The sequence below is a fragment of the Microbacterium sp. SWDP-B6 genome (genome assembly GCF_059803615.1).
On the sequence record NZ_JAPFGV010000003.1, the window covers coordinates 166,921 to 183,094 of the forward strand.

Genomic DNA, 16,174 nt, shown 5'->3' on the forward strand with positions numbered 1-16,174 from the left:
TGGACCCGTGGCATCCCCTGCAGCAGACGACTACCTGAAGACCGTCTACGCGCACACCGAATGGCAGGACGCGCCGATCACCCCCTCGGTGCTCGCGGCGAAGCTGGGCATCGCCCCGTCGTCGGTGACCGAGATGGTCAAGAAGCTCGCCGCCGCCGGGCTCGTCTCGCACGTGCCCTACGGCGCGGTGCGGCTGACGGATGCCGGCACGCAGCGAGCTCTGGCCATGGTGCGTCGACACCGCCTGATCGAGACCTGGCTGGTGCAGGAGTTCGGCTACGGATGGGACGAGGTGCACGACGAAGCCGAGGTGCTCGAGCACACGATCAGCGACCGTCTGCTCGAGGGCATCGACGCACGCCTCGGACGCCCGCGGTTCGACCCGCACGGCGACGCGATCCCCGATGCCGCAGGCGTCGTCGAACGCGAGCCCTTCGTGCTTCTCGCCGATGCGCCGTCGGGGCACGTCGGACGCGTGCTGCGCGTCGATGACCGAGACCCGGAACTGCTGCGTGCTCTCGAGGGGGCGGGCGTCACCGTCGCCGCGAACATCACGACCACCCCCACGGGCATCGAGCTCGAGGGCACCGCGACCGAGCTCCCCGACGGCGCCGCACAGGTCGTCTGGCTCAGCGCCTGAGAACCTCGTCAGAACCTGACACCTGCCCGTAACCGCCGCCGCATAGGCTGTGCACATGGCACACCGCGACAACATCGAATGCTGGCTGACCGACATGGACGGCGTGCTCGTTCATGAGAACGATGCCATCCCCGGAGCGTCCGAGCTGCTCGCAGGATGGGAGCAGAACGAGATCCCCTACCTCGTGCTGACGAACAACTCGATCTTCACGGCGCGTGACCTGTCGGCCCGCCTCCGCGCCAGCGGGCTCATCGTGCCCGAGGAGCGGATCTGGACCTCGGCACTGGCGACGGCCGACTTCCTCGCGCAGCAGCTGCCCGGCGGCTCTGCCTTCGTGATCGGCGAGGCGGGCATCCTCACGGCTCTGCACGAGGCCGGCTTCATCATGACCGAGACGAACCCCGACTTCGTGGTCGTCGGCGAGACCCGCAACTACTCGTTCGAGGCGATCACCAAGGCGATCCGGCTCATCATCAAGGGCGCGCGCTTCATCGTCACGAACCCGGATGCCACCGGGCCGTCAGCCGACGGTGTGATGCCGGCGACGGGCGCGATCGCCGCCCTGATCACCAAGGCCACGGGCAAGGAGCCGTATGTCGTCGGCAAGCCGAACCCGATGATGTTCCGCTCGGCCCTCAACAAGATCGGCGCGCACTCGAAGAAGACCGGCATGATCGGCGACCGCATGGACACCGACATCATCGCCGGCATCGAGGCGGGGCTGCACACCGTGCTCGTCATGACGGGTATCAGCGACGAGGCCGAGGTCGAGAAGTACCCGTTCCGCCCCGACGAGATCGTCGACTCGGTCGCCGATCTGCTGCCGACGGTCACCGAGTCGATTCCGACGCTCGACGAGGACTGACGTGGGCGCGCTCGACGAAGGAGAGCGGGTCGTCGCAGCGGACGCGGCCGCCTGGCGCGCCTGGCTCGAAGAGCATCACGAGCGCACCTCGGGCGTCTGGCTGTTGAGCGTGCGCGGTCAGAACGAGGGCAGGGTGGGATACGACGACGCCGTGCGTCAGGCTCTGTGCTTCGGATGGATCGACGGCCCCGTGCGCACGTTCGACGACGAGACCGTGGGTCAGTGGTTCTCGCCCCGCCGACGCGGCAGCGGGTGGGCGGCGACCAACAAGGCGCGGCTGATCGACCTCGAGGCCGCCGGGCTGCTCGCGCCCGCCGGCATCCGCGTGCTCGAGGCCGCCAAGGCCGACGGGTCGTGGACGCTGCTCGACGGCCCCGAGGCGGGCATCGAGCCGCCGGAGCTGACCGAGGCGCTGGATGCCGTGCCCGCTGCACGAGCCAACTGGGACGCCTTTCCGAAGTCGGTCAAGAAGTTCGGCCTGACGCACATCGCGATGGCCAAGCGTGCAGAGACGCGATCCGCCCGGATCGCGAAGATCGTGGCGGATGCCGCCGAAGGGAAGCGCCCATGAACCAGTCCGACCTGCTGTTCCTGGTGATCTTCGTGATCCTGCTCAGCTCGCTCACCGTGTTCATCGTGCAGTTCGTCCGCTCCCGTCGCCGCGGCGGAGGCGACGGCGACGGCCGCGCCGGCTGGTGGGAAGGCCCCTGGGACGACGACGACCGCAAGCGCTGACCGGCGGCGCTTCGCACCCGACGTGGATCAGCGCATCGTCAGACTGCGCACGCCCTCGACCGGTTCCGGCATCCGCAGCGGCCCCGCACCCGGCGTGATCGTGCCGAGGATGCGCGGCTCGCGCGCTCCCGTGCCGCCGGGCGTCACCGCGGGGACACCGTGCAGGGTGCACCACCCGATCAGGGCGAAGAGGATCGCCTCCTTGCTGTCGACCGGGGCACCGAGCTCGTCGGCGAGCACGACATCGACGTCGGGGAGCGCATCGCGCAGCCCCTGCATGATCAGCGGGTTGTGGCATCCGCCGCCCGAGACGGCCAGGAACCGGATGCCGGCGGCACGCACGTCCTGAGCCACCGTGCGGACGGTGAGCTCGGTGAGGGTGCGCACGAGGTCTTCCGCTGCGATGTCGTGCTGCGCCCGGTCGACGTGGCCGCGCACATAGTCGAGGTGGAAGTGCTCCTTGCCCGTGCTCTTCGGGGCGGGGAGCGCGTAGTACGGGTCGGCGAGGAGCGCGGTCAGCAGCGCATCGTCGACCGTTCCAGTGCGCGCGATGGCCGCATCCGCGTCGTACCCGCGCTCGTTCAACCCCTCCGCCACGACGACGGCATCGACCAGCGCATTCGCCGGACCGATGTCATACGCCGAGAGCCCGTTGTGGCCCACGACGGTCATGTTCGCGATGCCGCCGAGATTGACGGCCGCCGAGACGCCCGCTCGGCCACGCAGCAGCAGCTCGTCGAGGAACGACACCAGCGGAGCGCCGTGTCCACCGGCGGTGATGTCGCGGATGCGCACATCCGACACGACCGGCGCGCCGACCCGCTCGGCGATCCATGCCGGTTGGCCGATCTGCAGCGTGCCGAGCGCGTGGCCGTCGGCGACCCAGTGGAAGACGGTCTGCCCGTGCGTGCACACGGCATCCACTCCCCCGACCGCGTCGGATGCTGTGGCGGCGACGTCGGCGAAGGCCTGCCCGATCAGAGTGTCGAGTTCGCAGACCTCGGCGAGGGTCGTGGGCGACGGGGGCAGCGCGGCGACGAGTCGAGCACGGAGGTCTGGCGCGTACGGGATGCTGTCCTCGTGCAGCACCGTGCCGTGCAGCGCGCCATCGCTCTCCTCGAAATCCACGACCGTGACGTCGATGCCGTCGTGCGAGGTGCCCGAGAGCAGTCCGAGTATGCGCATGCGTGTTCCTTCCGTCGCCTGCTATGAGCGTAAGGCCGATTTGTTAGGGAGGCGAACGGAATCCATGTCGAACCCGTAATACTGCAGAATGCTTGGCGGGAGGGCACCATCGAACCATGCCCGACCCGGACTTCATCCTTGCCCTCATCGTCTCCGACATCGCCATCGTCGCGATACTCGGAACGGGGTTGCTTATCGGTTTCCGAAAGCTCGGCAGGAGCCTTGATGCACTCGAGGCGGATATCGGGGCTGCCCTCGACAGATTGGCGAAGTGCGGCGCTGAGGCGTCAGCGCAGGACGAGCGCCGCGGCGCCGATGAGCGGACCCTCGTCACCGAGTCCCGAGCGCACGACTCGGGTGCGACGCGAGTAGTCGTGCGCCGCGCTCGCGGTGAGGGCCTGCTGCACGAGGTCGATGTAGTCGGCGGAGACCCGAGAGAAACCGCCGCCGATCGCGACGGTGTCGAGGTCGACGAGGGTCGCGGCATCCGCCAGGGCTTCGCCGACGGCCTTCGCCGAACGTTCGATGGCAGCGCGGGCGATGGTGTCGCCCGCCGCAGCATCCCGCGCCAGGTCCTCGCCGGTCGATCCCGTCCAGCCCTGCTGCTGCGCCCAGGCGGCACTCGCCGGGCCGGAGGCGATCTCCTCGAGCGTGAGTCCGCCCTCGCGGCGCACCTGGCCCAGGTGTCCGGCATTGCCGGTGGCGCCGGGAATGTATGCGCCGTTGACGACGAACCCTCCGCCGACTCCGGTCGAGACGACGATCGACAGTGAGGCGCCGGCATCCTGCGTGGCACCGAGCCACGACTCGGCGAGCGCGAGCGCCCCGCCGTCGTGGCCGAGAATGGTCGGCACCTCGCGGCCGAGCGCAGCGGATGCCGCAGAGCGCACCGATTCCGCGAGCCCGAATCCCCGCGCAAGCGGCATGTTCACCGGCATGATCGCGCCGGCGCCGCGGTCGATCGGGCCCGCACTGCCCGCTCCCGCACCGACGAGTTCCGCGTCAGCGGGGAGAGCAGCCAGAGCATGCGTGACGATCGCGATGACGGCCAGGTCCAGCGATTCGAGCGTCGCCTCGCGTCCGGTCGCCTGACGCGAGCGGCTGCCGTCGACCAGCACGCCGTGCTCGCTCACGAGCGCGGCCTCCATCTTGGTGCCGCCGACGTCGACGGCGAGTGCGTAGCGGGTCACTGGGGGTCGAGTCCGAGGTCGTCGAGGTCGAAGGCCGCGCGCCATTCGAGACCCTCGGCTTCGATCGCGGCCTGAGCGCCGGTCTTGCGGTCGACGATCACGGCGACGGCGGCGATCTCGGCGCCCTCCTTGCGCAGCGCCTCGACGGCCTTGAGCGCGGACTGGCCGGTGGTCGAGGTGTCCTCGAGCACCACGACGCGCTTGCCCTTTACGTCTGCGCCCTCGATCTGGCGGCCGCGGCCGTGATCCTTCGGCTCCTTGCGCACCACGAAGGCGTCGAGCGGCTTGTCGGCGGCGACCGAGGCGTGCAGCACCGAGTTGGCGATCGGGTCGGCGCCGAGGGTCAGGCCACCGACCGCCACGACGTCGAGGTCGCCGATCAGGTCGAGCATGATGCGGCCGATCGCGGGAGCGGCGCGGTGGTCGAGGGTGAGCTTGCGCATGTCGACGTAGTACGTCGCCTTCTTGCCGCTCGAGAGCGTGAAGTCTCCGTGGAACACGGCCTCGTCCTTGATCAGGTCGAGGAGGGTCTGGCGGTCAGCGTCGAGTGCGGTCACGGCATCCAGTGTAGGAGGTGGGCCCTAGGCTTGACGCATGCGCTTGGCCACCTGGAACGTCAACTCCATCCGCACCCGCGTCACCCGCACCGTCGAGTTCGCCGTCAGGGAAGACATCGACGTGCTGGCGATGCAGGAGATCAAGTGCAAACCCGAGCAGTTCCCCTACGCTCCGTTCGAGGAGGCCGGCTACCACGTCGAGGTGCACGGACTGAATCAGTGGAACGGCGTCGCGATCGCGAGCAGGCTGCCGATCACCGATGTGCGCACGGCGTTCGACGGCATGCCGGGCTTCGCCAAGGGGCATGAGGGGCCGGATGCTCCGCTCGAGGCTCGCGCCCTCGGTGTGCTCGTCGACGGCGTGCGCGTGTGGAGCCTGTACGTGCCGAACGGCCGCTCGCTCGACGACCCGCACTACGCCTACAAGCTGCACTGGCTCGAAGAGCTGAAGAAGTCGACCGCTGCCGAGCTCGCGGCGAACCCCGATCTGCCCCTCGCCCTGGTGGGCGACTTCAACATCATCCCGTTCGACGCCGACAACGGCGACCCCGACATCGTCGAGGGTGTCTCGACGCACGTCTCGCCGCAGGAGCGCCAGGCCTTCTTCGCGTTCGGCGACGCGGGAGTCACCGACGTCGTGCGCCCGCTGCTTCCTGAGGGCTACACGTACTGGGACTACCAGCGCCTGAAGTTCCCTCGCAACGAGGGCATCCGCATCGACTTCATCCTCGGCTCGAAGACGCTTGCAGAGGCCGTCACCGGCGCATCCATCCACCGGGAAGAGCGCAAGGGCGAGCAGCCCAGCGATCACGTTCCCGTGGTCGTCGAGTTCGACCTCGGCGGTGCCGACGAAGACGACGACGACCTGCCGATGATCTTCTCCTGACTTCCCCGTCGTTGAGCGAGCGAAGCGAGACGAAACGGATGACCCTGCGCCTGATCGCCACGGACCTCGACGGCACTCTGCTGACGTCGGCATCCGAGGTGAGCGTGCGCACGCGCGCGGCGCTCGACGCGGCGCGGGCACGCGGCATCCACGTCGTTCCGGTGACGGCCCGTCAGCCGATCGGCTTGCGCACTCTCGCGAGTGATGCAGGATTCGACGGATGGGCGCTGTGCAGCAACGGCGCCTACGCGACCCACCTCGTCGACGGGCGGATGCTGTTCGCCGAAGAGCTTCCGGCAGAGACCATCCGCACCCTGGCCGAGGCGCTGCGCGCCAGCATCCCCGGGCTGCTGTTCGCGAGCGTGCGGGAGCGAGGCGAGACGTTCGTGGCCCAGCACGGCTACGCCGAGATCGCCGACCTCGCCGACCACAAGCGCGATCCGCGCACGATGGGCGGCGTCGCCCTCGACCACGTGCTCGCCGCACCGAGCCTCAAGTTGGTGATCCGGCATCCGGAGCTCGCCCCGACAGCGCTGTTCGACGCACTGTGCGCGCTCGAACTCACCGGCTTCGAGGCGACGCTGTCAGGCGCCCCGTTCCTCGAGGTCATGGCCGACGGCGTCACCAAGGCCACGGGGCTGGCTCGCCTCTGCGAGCACCTGGAGATCGAACGCCGCGACGTCATCGCCTTCGGCGATGCCCTCAACGACGTCGAGATGCTGCGCTGGGCGGGCCACGGCGTCGCGATGGCCGGCGCGGCGGACGTCGTGCAGGATGCCGCCGACGAGACCACCGCGTCGAACGACGACGACGGAGTGGCGAGGGTGATCGAGCGGGTGCTCGGGGTCTGCTGACCGGACATGACACGAGAGCCCGGCCGCTTCCGCGGAAGCTGCCGGGCCCTCGTCAGCATTCGGGTCAGTTCTGAGCGCGTCGACGACGGACAAGCAGCATGCCGGCGAGCAGCAGGCCGGATGCCATCATCACCGCGAACGCCGGTGCATCGGCGCCAGTGCTGGCCAATGGTGCGCCGGCCCCTGTCACCGCCCCCGTGACCGTGGCGCCGGGTGCCGCAGTCACCAGGAGCCGGGCACTCGCCACGACCTCCGACTGCGCGTTCAACGCCACGAGCGTGTGCGTTCCGGGCGACGTGCTCGCAGGGACACGGAAGGTACCCGTCAACGCGCCGCTCGCATCGGCGGTCAGAGTTCCCAGCGCTTGAGGAGCCGAGCGCAACTCGAATGCGATCTTCGCGCCAGGCGCGAACCCCGTGCCCGAGATGTCGATGTCGCTGCCGGCCCGGATCGACCCCGTTGCGAGCGCGAGTGCCGGCCCGGGCTCTGGCTCCGGCTCCGGCTCCGGTTCCGGCTCCGGTTCCGGCTCGGGCTCCGGGTCCGGCTTCGTGATGGGCACGAGCGTGAAGTCGATGCCGCCCACTGTCGTGGACGCTGCCGCCGTCACGGGAGTCGCGAGATCCGCCGTCTCGACGCCGTCGTAGAACTGCGGCTTCGCCGTCGTCAGGCTGTCGTTGTAGAAGATCACGGATGCCTTGAGGATGTACGTTCCCGCCGGGACGTTGAGCGTGTATGACCCCGTCTGCCAGTCGGCGATCACATATCCGACACGCTCATCGCCATCCCAGGCTTCGACGAGCATCTCGCGGCCCTCCGAGCTCACCATCGTGACGGTGCCGGTGATTGTCGCTGCTGAGTCGAGCTGAGCATCGGTGCCTGTGATGTCGTCGCCAGATTCGACGACCACTGGAGTCGCAGCCTCCTCGGTGGCGGCGATATTTCGATTCAGTCCTCGAACGTCCCGACCTCCGGCACCCGATCCGTTCGTCCGTAGCGCAGCAGCATCACGCCGCTGTCGTCGACGACCGGCGGCTCGAGCAGGCGCAGCACCGACGGCATGGCACCGTCGTCGAACACCTTCTTGCCCGTGCCGAGCAGGATCGGATACACCCACAGGGTGAGCTCGTCGAACAGCCCTCCGGCGAGCAGCGAGTGCACGAAGTCGATGCTGCCGATCACGTGCACCTCGTCGTGCTGTGCTCTCAGTTCGGCGATCTCGGCGGCGAGATCGTCCCCGACGCGGTGACTGTTCTGCCACGAGAGCGCGACATCAGGGTTCCGCGACGCGACATACTTCGGCACCCGGTCGAAGAGCCTGCCGATCTCCCCCGACGGGCCTTCCGTGTGATGCGGCCAGTACGACGCGAAGATGTCGTAGGTGCGGCGGCCGAGCAGCAGGGCGTCGAGCCGCTGCATCCCCTGCGAGACGGTCTCTCCCATGCCCGACGACGGATACCCCGCCTGCCAGCCGCTGAATTCGAACCCTCCGGACGGATCCTCGTCGGTGCCGCCCGGGCCCTGGGCGACGCCGTCGAGGGTCATGAAGAGGTCGATCAGGATGCGTCCGGTCATCAGAGTGCTCCTTTGCACAAGAGTGCGGCGATGTTCCCAGTATGCGCTCGTGCGCTGCCGTCGCGCCGTCTACCCTTCCGCGCCCCAGCGCCCGAGCTGCTCGATGGCCTCGCGAAGCGCGAGACCACGATCAGTGAGCGCGTAGGCACGCGTGTTGTGCCGCAGCGGAAGTCGACTCAAGACCCCGGCCGCTTCGAGCTCGCGCAGACGGGTCGCGAGGATGTTGGTCGGCACCCCGAGCTCACGCTGCAGGTCGCCGTATCTCTGCGGCCCAGCGAGCAGCTGCTCGACGATGAGCAGCGCCCACCGGGCGCCGACGATGTCGAGGGCGGCAGCGAGGTCGCTCACGCGTTCTGATCGGAATCCGACTTCATCCAGAACGGCGAGTAGTGATACCCGTCGGGGTCGTCGAACTGGCGCTGATACATGAACGAGTAGTCGTCGGTGTCGCCGATCCTGCCACCGGCGGCAGCGGCACGCTCGACGAGCTCATCGACGGCCTCGCGGCTGCCGAGATCGAACGAGACCGTGACCTTCGACGGCGTATCGGGTCCACCGATCACGTCCTCGGTGCCGCCGACGCTCGCATACATCTCGCGGCTGCCGAGCATGACGTACTGCTCGGGCGCGATCGCGAAGCACGACACGTTGTGATCGGACATCTCGGCGTTGAGGGTCCAGCCGAGAGCGGTGTAGAAGGCGGTGGCCCGGTCGACGCTCTCGACGGGGCAGGTGATGAAGATGCTCATGCGCCCACACTTGCAAAATACAAGTAACACGTCAAGAGGTCTCCGCGGCGAGCACACGATCCCCCGTGCGGGGGATGCCACCGCATCCGCCCCGGCTCTACGGTGGGGGGATGCCTGCAGCGCCGTTCACCCGCATCCCCAGCGTCCGCGAGCAGCGCGGCGATCTCGTGCTCGCTGCGGTCATGTTCGTCGGTGCGGTTCTGAGTGCCGCGCTCTCGACGGTGGCCGAGATCTACGGCGACACCAGGGCAGAGCCGTGGACCGCGCTGGTCTACGCGGTCGCCGTCACCGCGCCGCTCGCCGTGCGCCGGCGCTGGCCCGCCCCGGTCGCCGTCGCCATCTCGCTCGCGTACTTCCTCGCGATCACGTTCCAGGTGCCCGAGATCTACGTCGGCAACATCGCGATGTTCGTGTCGCTGTACACGGTGGGCGCGTGGATGAACAACCGCAGAGCCGCGATGATCGTGCGCGTCTCGATCATCGTCGGCATGTTCGTCTGGCTGATCATCACGATGTACCGACAGGCGATCGAAGAGGCCGACAAGGCCGAGGTCGCGGCGGGCCTCCTCTCGCCCTATCTCGCCTTCATGCTCATCCAGCTGCTGCTGAACGTGCTGTACTTCGGAGGCGCCTACTACTTCGGGGAGCGCTCGTGGCACGCCGCACAGGAGCGAGCGGTGCTGGAGCAGCGCACGGCCGAGCTCGAGAAGGAGCGCGAGGTCACCGCTGCCCAGGCCGTCGCGCTCGACCGCGTGCGCATCGCCCGAGAGCTGCACGACGTCGTCGCCCACCATGTGTCGGTGATGGGCGTGCAGGCGGGAGCCGCCCGGCTCGTGATCGATCAGGATCCGGAGAAGTCCAAGAGCATCCTCACGGGGATCGAGGCATCGGCGCGTGATGCGATCCACGAGCTGCGGCAGCTGCTCGAGACCCTCCGCACCCCTGGCGGCGAGACGACGGATGTCGCATCGACGGTGACGCTCGACGACATCCGCTCGCTGGTCGAGGCGTCGACGGAAGCGGGCCTGCCCACGCACTACGTCGTGATCGGCGAGCCGGTGCCCGTGCCCTCGATCGTCGCCGTGAATCTGTATCGCATCGCCCAGGAGTCGCTCACGAACGCCCGCCGTCACGCCGGCGTCGGCGCCACCGCCGATGTGCGCGTGCGTTACGACGACGACGGCGTCGAGGTCGAGATCGTCAACACCGGCCGCGCAGTGGCGGTGCTGCGCCCCGGGCTCGGCCAGCTCGGCATGCGCGAGCGCGCCGCAGCATCCGGGGGCACGCTCGACGTCGCCCCGCGTGCGGCGGGAGGGCTGCGCGTGCGGGCTCGCGTTCCCCTGACCGGCGACGGCAGCCCGACCGCCCCCACCGCCCCCACCGCGCCCACCGCCCCCACGGCGCCCACCGCCCCCACGGCGCCCACCGAGACGTTGATCGAGACGAACACCACCTCATGAGCCAGACCGATGCGCCGATCCGAGTCCTGCTCGTCGACGATCATGCGATGCTGCGAGCAGGATTCCGGACCATCCTCGACACGCAACCCGACATCACGGTGGTCGGCGAGGCGGCAACCGGCGCCGAGGCGGTCGCCCAGGCGTCTGCCCTGCGCCCCGACGTGATCACGATGGACGTGCAGATGCCCGACATGGACGGCATCGAGGCCACCAGGCGGATCGTCGCCGATGCGGGCGTCGGAGCGGCCATCGCGATCGTGACGACGTTCGACCGCGACGACTACCTCTACCAGGCGCTGGATGCCGGAGCGAGCGGCTTCCTGCTCAAGAACGCCGGTGCGGAGGATCTCATCGCGGCGGTCCGGGCTCTCGCAGCGGGCGACGGGATGCTGGCGCCCGAGGTCACGCGTCGAGTGCTGGCTCGATTCACGACAGCATCTTCTCCGGCATCCTCTCGGGCATCCGGCCCGGCATCCGCTTCGGCATCCGCTTCGGCATCCGCCGGGGAATCGACGCCGACCGCCGCGCCGTCACCGGTCGCTCCGACCGTGCTCCTCGACCCGCTCACCGACCGCGAGGCCGAGGTGCTGGTGCTGCTGGCCGACGCCCGCAGCAACGCCGAGATCGCCGGCGCCCTGTTCATCGGAGAGGCCACCGTGAAGACCCACGTCTCGCGGATCCTGCAGAAGCTCGGTGCGCGCGATCGCGTGCAGGCCGTGGTGCTCGCGCACCGGATGGGACTCACGTAACGCTGACCCCGATACCCTCGGATCCATGACCACCGCCGCACCTCTGTCTCGACCGATCCTGGCCGGGGTGGTCACCGCACTGGTCGGATTCACGAGTTCGTTCGCCGTCGTGCTCACGGGTCTCGGCGCTGTCGGCGCCACACCTGCGCAGGCGGCCAGCGGACTGCTCGCCGTCAGCCTCACGATGGGACTCGCCTGCATCGTGCTCGCCTGGCGGTATCGGATGCCGATCACCGTCGCCTGGTCCACCCCCGGCGCCGCACTCCTCGCCGCGACCGGAGTGGTCGACGGCGGATGGCCTGCCGCCGTCGGCGCGTTCCTCGTCGCGTCCGGGCTCATCCTGCTCACGGCGCTCTGGCCGGCGCTCGGTGCGCTGATCGCCCGCATCCCGCCGTCCATCGCGCAGGCGATGCTCGCCGGAGTGCTGCTGCCACTGTGTCTCGCGCCGATCACCGGCCTCGTGGCGAACCCGTGGGGCGTGGTTCCGGTCGTGCTGACGTGGCTGGTCTTCGCACGTATCGCGCCGCGGTGGGCCGTGCCCCTCGCCTTCGTCGCCGCAGCGGTCGTGGTGGCCGTCTCGCTGATCCAGGAGCGCTCAGCAGTCGACGCCGGACTCCTCGTGCCCCGGCTCGAACTCACCGCCCCCACCTTCACGGTCGGCGCTCTCGTCGGTCTGGCTCTGCCGCTGTTCATCGTCACGATGGCCTCGCAGAACGTCCCCGGCATCGCCATCATGCGCAGCTTCGGCTACGAGGTCCCCTGGCGTCCTGCGATGCTCGTGACGGGTGTCGGAACGGCGGTCGGCGCGACCGCCGGCGGCCATGCCATCAATCTCGCGGCGATCAGCGCCGCCCTCGCCGCCTCGCCCGACGCCGACCCCGATCCGAAGCGCCGTTGGGTCGCCGGGGTCTCGACCGGAGTCTCGTACCTGCTGCTCGGCGGGTTCTCGGCGGCCTTCGCCACGCTCGTGCTCCTGGCCCCCGAGGCGGTGATCCCTGCGGTGGCAGGTCTCGCGCTGTTCGCCGCCTTCGGGTCGTCCGTGCAGCAGGCGATCGACGACCCGGGCGAGCGCATCCCCGCGGTCGTGACCTTCCTTGTCGCGGCCTCCGGCATCGCGGTGCTGGGAGTCAGCGCCGCCTTCTGGGCTCTCGTCGCGGGCCTCGTCGTGCGCACGGCGCTGCATGCCGGGCGCCGCTGACCCCGGCCAGCACTGGCACCGGCCAGCACTGACACCGGCCAGCACTGGCACCGCACGGCGCCGGCATCTCACGGAACGCCCTCGGCTACCGTGGACGCGTGACAGTTCCCACGCCTGCTCCTGTGCCGTCGGCCGGTGCGCCAGTCGGATACTTCGACGCACGTGCACTGCTCGACCCGGTGAACCCCGCCGAGGTCGACGCCTTCGCCCGAGCGCAGCGCGCGGCGAACCCCACGCCGGGCGGTCGGATCGTCGCGTGGGTGGTCGCGGGGTTCGCCCTGCTGTGCGTGGTGCCGGTCCTCGCGATCATGATCCTGGGCCTGGGCTATGCGATCGGTCGTGAGACGGGGGTCGCGGTCGCCGCTCTCCTCGGACTGATGATGCTCGCGGGCCTCGTCATCGGGATCGTGATGCTGGTGCGTCGCGGCATCCGTCTGCGCAATCTCACCCGATTCCGCCTCGCGCGCTTCGCCGGGGCGAACGCGATGAGCTACATCGAGCGGATCGACGACCCGCCGCTGCCCGGCATGATCTTCTCGTCGGGGTCGAGCCGCATGTCGACCGACGTGCTGCGAGGGGTCGAACCGCGCTTCGTCGAGTTCGGCAACTACCAGTACACGACCAGCAACGGCAAGCAGTCGACGACCCACCGCTGGGGATACGTCGCGGTGAAGCTCGACGTGCCGCTGCCGAACATCGTGCTCGACGCGCTCGGCAACAACACTCTCGGCAGCACGCTCGCGGCTGCGTTCCGCAGCGACCAGCGACTCTCGCTCGAGGGCGACTTCGACCGGTACTTCTCGTTGTACTGCCCGACCGGATACGAGGTCGACGCCCTGTATCTGTTCACCCCCGACGTCATGGCGCGGTTCATCGACCACGCGGCGCAGCTCGACGTCGAGATCGTCGACGACTGGCTCTTCCTCTATGCGCGCCGCAACCTGTCGACACTCGACCCCGCGACCTGGGCGTGGCTCTTCGGCGCGGTCGGGGCGCTGCTCACCAAGCTCGATCAGTGGGCGCGCTGGCGCGACGACAGGCTGCGGCTCGCGGCGCAGCATCCGTCCCTCCCGACCTACGGCGCCCCGGCTCCGGCGCCTGCCGGAGCACCCGCCTTGCCGTTCGCCGCTCCGGCGGGGGTGCTGACCCCTCCGCCCATCGGCGTCGCCCCGCCCGGTCAGCGCCTCAGGCGACGCAGTCCCTGGCTGATCGTCGGGATCATCCTGGGGATCACGTTCGTCGTGACCGCGGCGCCGTTCGCGCTCGGGATCTTCTCGGTGCTGTTCCTGCACTGAGCACTTTGCTCTCCCGCGCGCGCTTCACCGCTCTCCCCCGCACGGCTGACGACTGCCCACGCGGGGCACTCGCAGATCCCCCGCACGGATCCGCCGCAGGGGGGATGCCGAGGCCGATCACCGCGCCATAGCGTGAGGGCATGCGATGCACTGAGCGAACGGAGTAAGTCGAAGTGACCACAGGAAAGCTCGTACTCACCGGTATCACCAAGAGCTACGGCTCTCGGCGCGTGCTCGACGACGTCTCGTTCGAGGTGTCCCCCGGGCGCCTCACCGGGTTCGTCGGCGGCAACGGCGCCGGCAAGACCACGACGATGCGCATCGTGCTGGGCCTGCTCGGCTCCGACGGCGGACGCGTCGAACTCGACGGCGTCGCCCTGACCAGCGCAGACCGCCGCCTCTTCGGCTACATGCCCGAGGAGCGTGGCCTGTACCCCAAGATGAAGGTGCTCGAGCAGATCGTGTACCTCGCCCGACTGCACGGGATGAGCAAGGCGGATGCCACGGCACGGGCGACCGCGCTGCTCACCGAACTCGGGCTCGAGGAGCGCCTCGACGACACGATCGAATCGCTGTCGCTCGGCAACCAGCAGCGCGCGCAGATCGCCGCAGCGCTCGTGCACGACCCCGAGGTGCTGATCCTCGACGAGCCGTTCTCGGGCCTCGACCCGCTCGCCGTCGACGTCGTCGCGTCGGTGCTGCAGGCGAGCGCCGCCAAGGGTGCGTCGATCCTGTTCTCGTCTCACCAGCTCGACGTCGTCGAGCGACTCTGCGACGACCTCGTGATCCTCGCCGGAGGCACGATCCGCGCGTCCGGCTCCCGTGACGGGCTGCGCACGCAGCACGCCGGCAACCGGTACGAGCTCGTCTCGGCAGGGGATGCCGGATGGCTGCGCGCCGAACCCGGCGTCACCGTCGTCGACTTCGAGGGCGGCTACGCCCTGTTCGATGCCGACGACGTCGACACCGCCCAGCGGGTCCTGCGCACCGCCGTCGACCGCGGCGATGTCGCGAGCTTCGCGCCCAAGCATCCGTCCCTCGCCCAGATCTTCAAGGAGGTCATCCAGTGAGCACCTCGAACACCACCGGCTCGCCGTCGCAGGCATCGCTGATCTGGCTCGTCGCCGAGCGGGAGATCGGATCGAAGCTGCGCAGCAAGGCCTTCCTGATCTCGACCGGCATCCTGCTGTTCCTCGCCCTCGCCGCCATCGTGATCGGCGGCTTCGCGAGCAAGAACACCGACGCGATGCCCGTGGCCGTGACCTCTGAGACCGCATCCGCGGTGTCTGCCCTGCCCGATCTCGAGATCACCGAGGTGGCCGACCAGGCCGCGGCCGAAGAGCTCGTGCGCTCAGAGAAAGTCGATGCCGCGGTCGTCCCCGGCGAGGGCCCGACCGGGGTCACGATCGTCGCTCTCAAGGACGCGCCGACCGGTCTCGTGTCTGCGCTCTCGCAGGCTCCGGACATCGAGATCCTCGAGCCCGCGACGACGAATCCGCTGCTGCGGTACTTCATCGCGATCGCATTCGGCGCCGTGTTCATGGGTGCGGCCGCGACCTTCGGCGGCACGATCGCGCAGAGTGTCGTCGAAGAGAAGCAGACCCGCGTCGTCGAGATCCTGCTGTCGACCATCTCGGCCCGCACCCTGCTCGCCGGCAAGGTGATCGGCAACACGATCCTCGCGATGGGGCAGATCCTCGCCCTGGCGGCGGTCGCGACGATAGGGCTCATAGCGACGGGTCAACGCGAGGTGCTGTCGACCCTCGGCGCCCCCATCATCTGGTTCGCGGTGTTCTTCCTGTTCGGGTTCATCCTGCTCGCGGCCCTGTTCGCCGCCGCCGCATCGATGGTGTCGCGTCAGGAGGACATCGGCTCGACCACGACTCCGATCACGATGCTGATCATGGCGCCCTACGTGCTCGTGATCGTCTTCAACGACAACCCGCTGGTGCTGACGATCATGTCGTACGTGCCGTTCTCGGCTCCGGTCGGCATGCCGATGCGGCTCTTCGTGGGCGAGGCGCAGTGGTGGGAGCCGCTGCTCAGCCTCGTGATCCTGCTGGCCAGCTGTGTCGCGGCGATCGTGATCGGCGCGAAGATCTACGAGAACTCGCTGCTGCGCATGGGTTCGCGGGTCAAGCTGGGCGAGGCGCTGCGCGGCTGATCACAGCCCCGCCCCGGACGCCCGCTCCGACGACGAGGCCCCACACTGCAGATGTCTGCGGGGTGGGGCCTCGTC

At 69.2% G+C, this 16,174-nt stretch carries 19 protein-coding genes; 12 read left to right on the forward strand and 7 right to left on the reverse strand.

Going from position 1 to position 16,174, the window contains the following annotated elements; genetic code table 11:
* The first annotated feature begins 7 nt into the window (after positions 1 to 7).
* From OPU70_RS06785 to OPU70_RS06800, 4 genes are read left to right on the forward strand one after another with little or no spacing between them, the layout of a single operon-like run.
* Positions 8 to 640, forward strand: a complete 633-nt coding sequence (locus tag OPU70_RS06785) for a metal-dependent transcriptional regulator (RefSeq protein ID WP_042541275.1) — start codon at positions 8 to 10, stop codon at positions 638 to 640.
* 55 nt (positions 641 to 695) lie between these two features.
* The gene (locus OPU70_RS06790; RefSeq protein WP_042541273.1) at positions 696 to 1,505 is read left to right on the forward strand and encodes an HAD-IIA family hydrolase; all 810 of its coding nucleotides are present in this window, start codon (positions 696 to 698) and stop codon (positions 1,503 to 1,505) included.
* Position 1,506: 1 nt separating this feature from the next.
* A complete protein-coding gene (locus tag OPU70_RS06795) occupies positions 1,507 to 2,076 on the forward strand; it encodes a YdeI/OmpD-associated family protein (protein WP_498557389.1) in 570 nt (189 codons plus the stop codon).
* Positions 2,073 to 2,240: a hypothetical protein gene (locus tag OPU70_RS06800; protein WP_194285971.1), complete on the forward strand. Its 168-nt coding sequence runs from the start codon at positions 2,073 to 2,075 to the stop codon at positions 2,238 to 2,240. Before OPU70_RS06795 ends, OPU70_RS06800 begins: the two co-directional genes overlap by 4 nt.
* A 27-nt stretch (positions 2,241 to 2,267) precedes the next feature.
* Here the strand turns inward: OPU70_RS06800 and OPU70_RS06805 are convergent, their stop codons facing one another.
* The 3 genes from OPU70_RS06805 to pyrE form a co-directional block, all read right to left on the reverse strand.
* Complete coding sequence (locus OPU70_RS06805) at positions 2,268 to 3,425, reverse strand: anhydro-N-acetylmuramic acid kinase (RefSeq protein WP_498557390.1); 1,158 nt, start codon at positions 3,423 to 3,425, stop codon at positions 2,268 to 2,270.
* 287 nt (positions 3,426 to 3,712) lie between these two features.
* Positions 3,713 to 4,615 (reverse strand): ROK family protein, encoded by a 903-nt coding sequence (locus OPU70_RS06810; protein ID WP_498557391.1) that lies wholly within the window; start codon positions 4,613 to 4,615, stop codon positions 3,713 to 3,715.
* Complete coding sequence (gene pyrE / locus OPU70_RS06815) at positions 4,612 to 5,172, reverse strand: orotate phosphoribosyltransferase (protein WP_498557392.1); 561 nt, start codon at positions 5,170 to 5,172, stop codon at positions 4,612 to 4,614. Before pyrE ends, OPU70_RS06810 begins: the two co-directional genes overlap by 4 nt.
* A gap of 37 nt (positions 5,173 to 5,209) precedes the next feature.
* Here pyrE and OPU70_RS06820 point away from each other — a divergent pair, with 37 nt between their 5' ends.
* Together OPU70_RS06820 and OPU70_RS06825 are read left to right on the forward strand one after the other, a co-directional pair.
* Complete coding sequence (locus tag OPU70_RS06820; RefSeq protein WP_042541263.1) at positions 5,210 to 6,058, forward strand: exodeoxyribonuclease III; 849 nt, start codon at positions 5,210 to 5,212, stop codon at positions 6,056 to 6,058.
* Positions 6,059 to 6,096: 38 nt separating this feature from the next.
* On the forward strand, positions 6,097 to 6,912 hold the full coding sequence (locus tag OPU70_RS06825) for a Cof-type HAD-IIB family hydrolase (RefSeq protein ID WP_498557393.1): 816 nt from the start codon (positions 6,097 to 6,099) through the stop codon (positions 6,910 to 6,912).
* A 64-nt stretch (positions 6,913 to 6,976) separates the two neighbouring features.
* On the opposite strand, the gene OPU70_RS06830 is transcribed toward OPU70_RS06825, so the two are convergent.
* From OPU70_RS06830 to OPU70_RS06845, 4 genes are all read right to left on the reverse strand, one after another.
* Positions 6,977 to 7,819, reverse strand: a complete 843-nt coding sequence (locus OPU70_RS06830; RefSeq protein ID WP_498557394.1) for an LPXTG cell wall anchor domain-containing protein — start codon at positions 7,817 to 7,819, stop codon at positions 6,977 to 6,979.
* A 38-nt stretch (positions 7,820 to 7,857) separates the two neighbouring features.
* Positions 7,858 to 8,484 carry a dihydrofolate reductase family protein gene (locus OPU70_RS06835; protein ID WP_498557395.1) on the reverse strand — a complete coding sequence of 209 codons (627 nt, stop codon included), beginning with the start codon at positions 8,482 to 8,484 and terminating at the stop codon, positions 7,858 to 7,860.
* Positions 8,485 to 8,553: 69 nt separating this feature from the next.
* Entirely contained in the window at positions 8,554 to 8,832 is a 279-nt protein-coding gene (locus OPU70_RS06840; protein ID WP_042541257.1) for a winged helix-turn-helix transcriptional regulator, read from the reverse strand.
* Positions 8,829 to 9,233 carry a VOC family protein gene (locus tag OPU70_RS06845; protein WP_042541255.1) on the reverse strand — a complete coding sequence of 135 codons (405 nt, stop codon included), beginning with the start codon at positions 9,231 to 9,233 and terminating at the stop codon, positions 8,829 to 8,831. The genes OPU70_RS06840 and OPU70_RS06845 overlap by 4 nt, the downstream gene beginning before the upstream one ends.
* A gap of 110 nt (positions 9,234 to 9,343) precedes the next feature.
* Here OPU70_RS06845 and OPU70_RS06850 point away from each other — a divergent pair, with 110 nt between their 5' ends.
* The 6 genes from OPU70_RS06850 to OPU70_RS06875 all read left to right on the forward strand — a co-directional run bounded on the left by OPU70_RS06850 (position 9,344) and on the right by OPU70_RS06875 (position 16,099).
* Positions 9,344 to 10,693, forward strand: coding sequence for a sensor histidine kinase (locus OPU70_RS06850; protein WP_498557396.1), 1,350 nt, complete (start codon positions 9,344 to 9,346; stop codon positions 10,691 to 10,693).
* Positions 10,690 to 11,442: a response regulator gene (locus OPU70_RS06855; protein ID WP_498557397.1), complete on the forward strand. Its 753-nt coding sequence runs from the start codon at positions 10,690 to 10,692 to the stop codon at positions 11,440 to 11,442. The genes OPU70_RS06850 and OPU70_RS06855 overlap by 4 nt, the downstream gene beginning before the upstream one ends.
* 25 nt (positions 11,443 to 11,467) lie before the next feature.
* On the forward strand, positions 11,468 to 12,640 hold the full coding sequence (locus tag OPU70_RS06860; RefSeq protein ID WP_498557398.1) for a benzoate/H(+) symporter BenE family transporter: 1,173 nt from the start codon (positions 11,468 to 11,470) through the stop codon (positions 12,638 to 12,640).
* 98 nt (positions 12,641 to 12,738) lie between these two features.
* Entirely contained in the window at positions 12,739 to 13,935 is a 1,197-nt protein-coding gene (locus tag OPU70_RS06865) for a hypothetical protein (protein ID WP_498557399.1), read from the forward strand.
* A gap of 173 nt (positions 13,936 to 14,108) precedes the next feature.
* Positions 14,109 to 15,005 carry an ABC transporter ATP-binding protein gene (locus tag OPU70_RS06870; RefSeq protein ID WP_042536799.1) on the forward strand — a complete coding sequence of 299 codons (897 nt, stop codon included), beginning with the start codon at positions 14,109 to 14,111 and terminating at the stop codon, positions 15,003 to 15,005.
* On the forward strand, positions 15,002 to 16,099 hold the full coding sequence (locus tag OPU70_RS06875; RefSeq protein WP_079113707.1) for an ABC transporter permease: 1,098 nt from the start codon (positions 15,002 to 15,004) through the stop codon (positions 16,097 to 16,099). Before OPU70_RS06870 ends, OPU70_RS06875 begins: the two co-directional genes overlap by 4 nt.
* Positions 16,100 to 16,174 lie beyond the last annotated feature (75 nt).

Excerpts from the sequence above, each read along its gene's own strand:
- OPU70_RS06790 (WP_042541273.1), top strand. The coding sequence starts at position 696 with ATGGCACACCGCGACAACATCGAATGCTGGCTGACCGACATGGACGGC.
- OPU70_RS06800 (WP_194285971.1), top strand. The coding sequence starts at position 2,073 with ATGAACCAGTCCGACCTGCTGTTCCTGGTGATCTTCGTGATCCTGCTC.
- OPU70_RS06805 (WP_498557390.1), bottom strand. The coding sequence starts at position 3,425 with ATGCGCATACTCGGACTGCTCTCGGGCACCTCGCACGACGGCATCGAC.
- OPU70_RS06820 (WP_042541263.1), top strand. The coding sequence starts at position 5,210 with ATGCGCTTGGCCACCTGGAACGTCAACTCCATCCGCACCCGCGTCACC.
- OPU70_RS06825 (WP_498557393.1), top strand. The coding sequence starts at position 6,097 with ATGACCCTGCGCCTGATCGCCACGGACCTCGACGGCACTCTGCTGACG.
- OPU70_RS06835 (WP_498557395.1), bottom strand. The coding sequence starts at position 8,484 with ATGACCGGACGCATCCTGATCGACCTCTTCATGACCCTCGACGGCGTC.
- OPU70_RS06845 (WP_042541255.1), bottom strand. The coding sequence starts at position 9,233 with ATGAGCATCTTCATCACCTGCCCCGTCGAGAGCGTCGACCGGGCCACC.
- OPU70_RS06850 (WP_498557396.1), top strand. The coding sequence starts at position 9,344 with ATGCCTGCAGCGCCGTTCACCCGCATCCCCAGCGTCCGCGAGCAGCGC.
- OPU70_RS06855 (WP_498557397.1), top strand. The coding sequence starts at position 10,690 with ATGAGCCAGACCGATGCGCCGATCCGAGTCCTGCTCGTCGACGATCAT.
- OPU70_RS06860 (WP_498557398.1), top strand. The coding sequence starts at position 11,468 with ATGACCACCGCCGCACCTCTGTCTCGACCGATCCTGGCCGGGGTGGTC.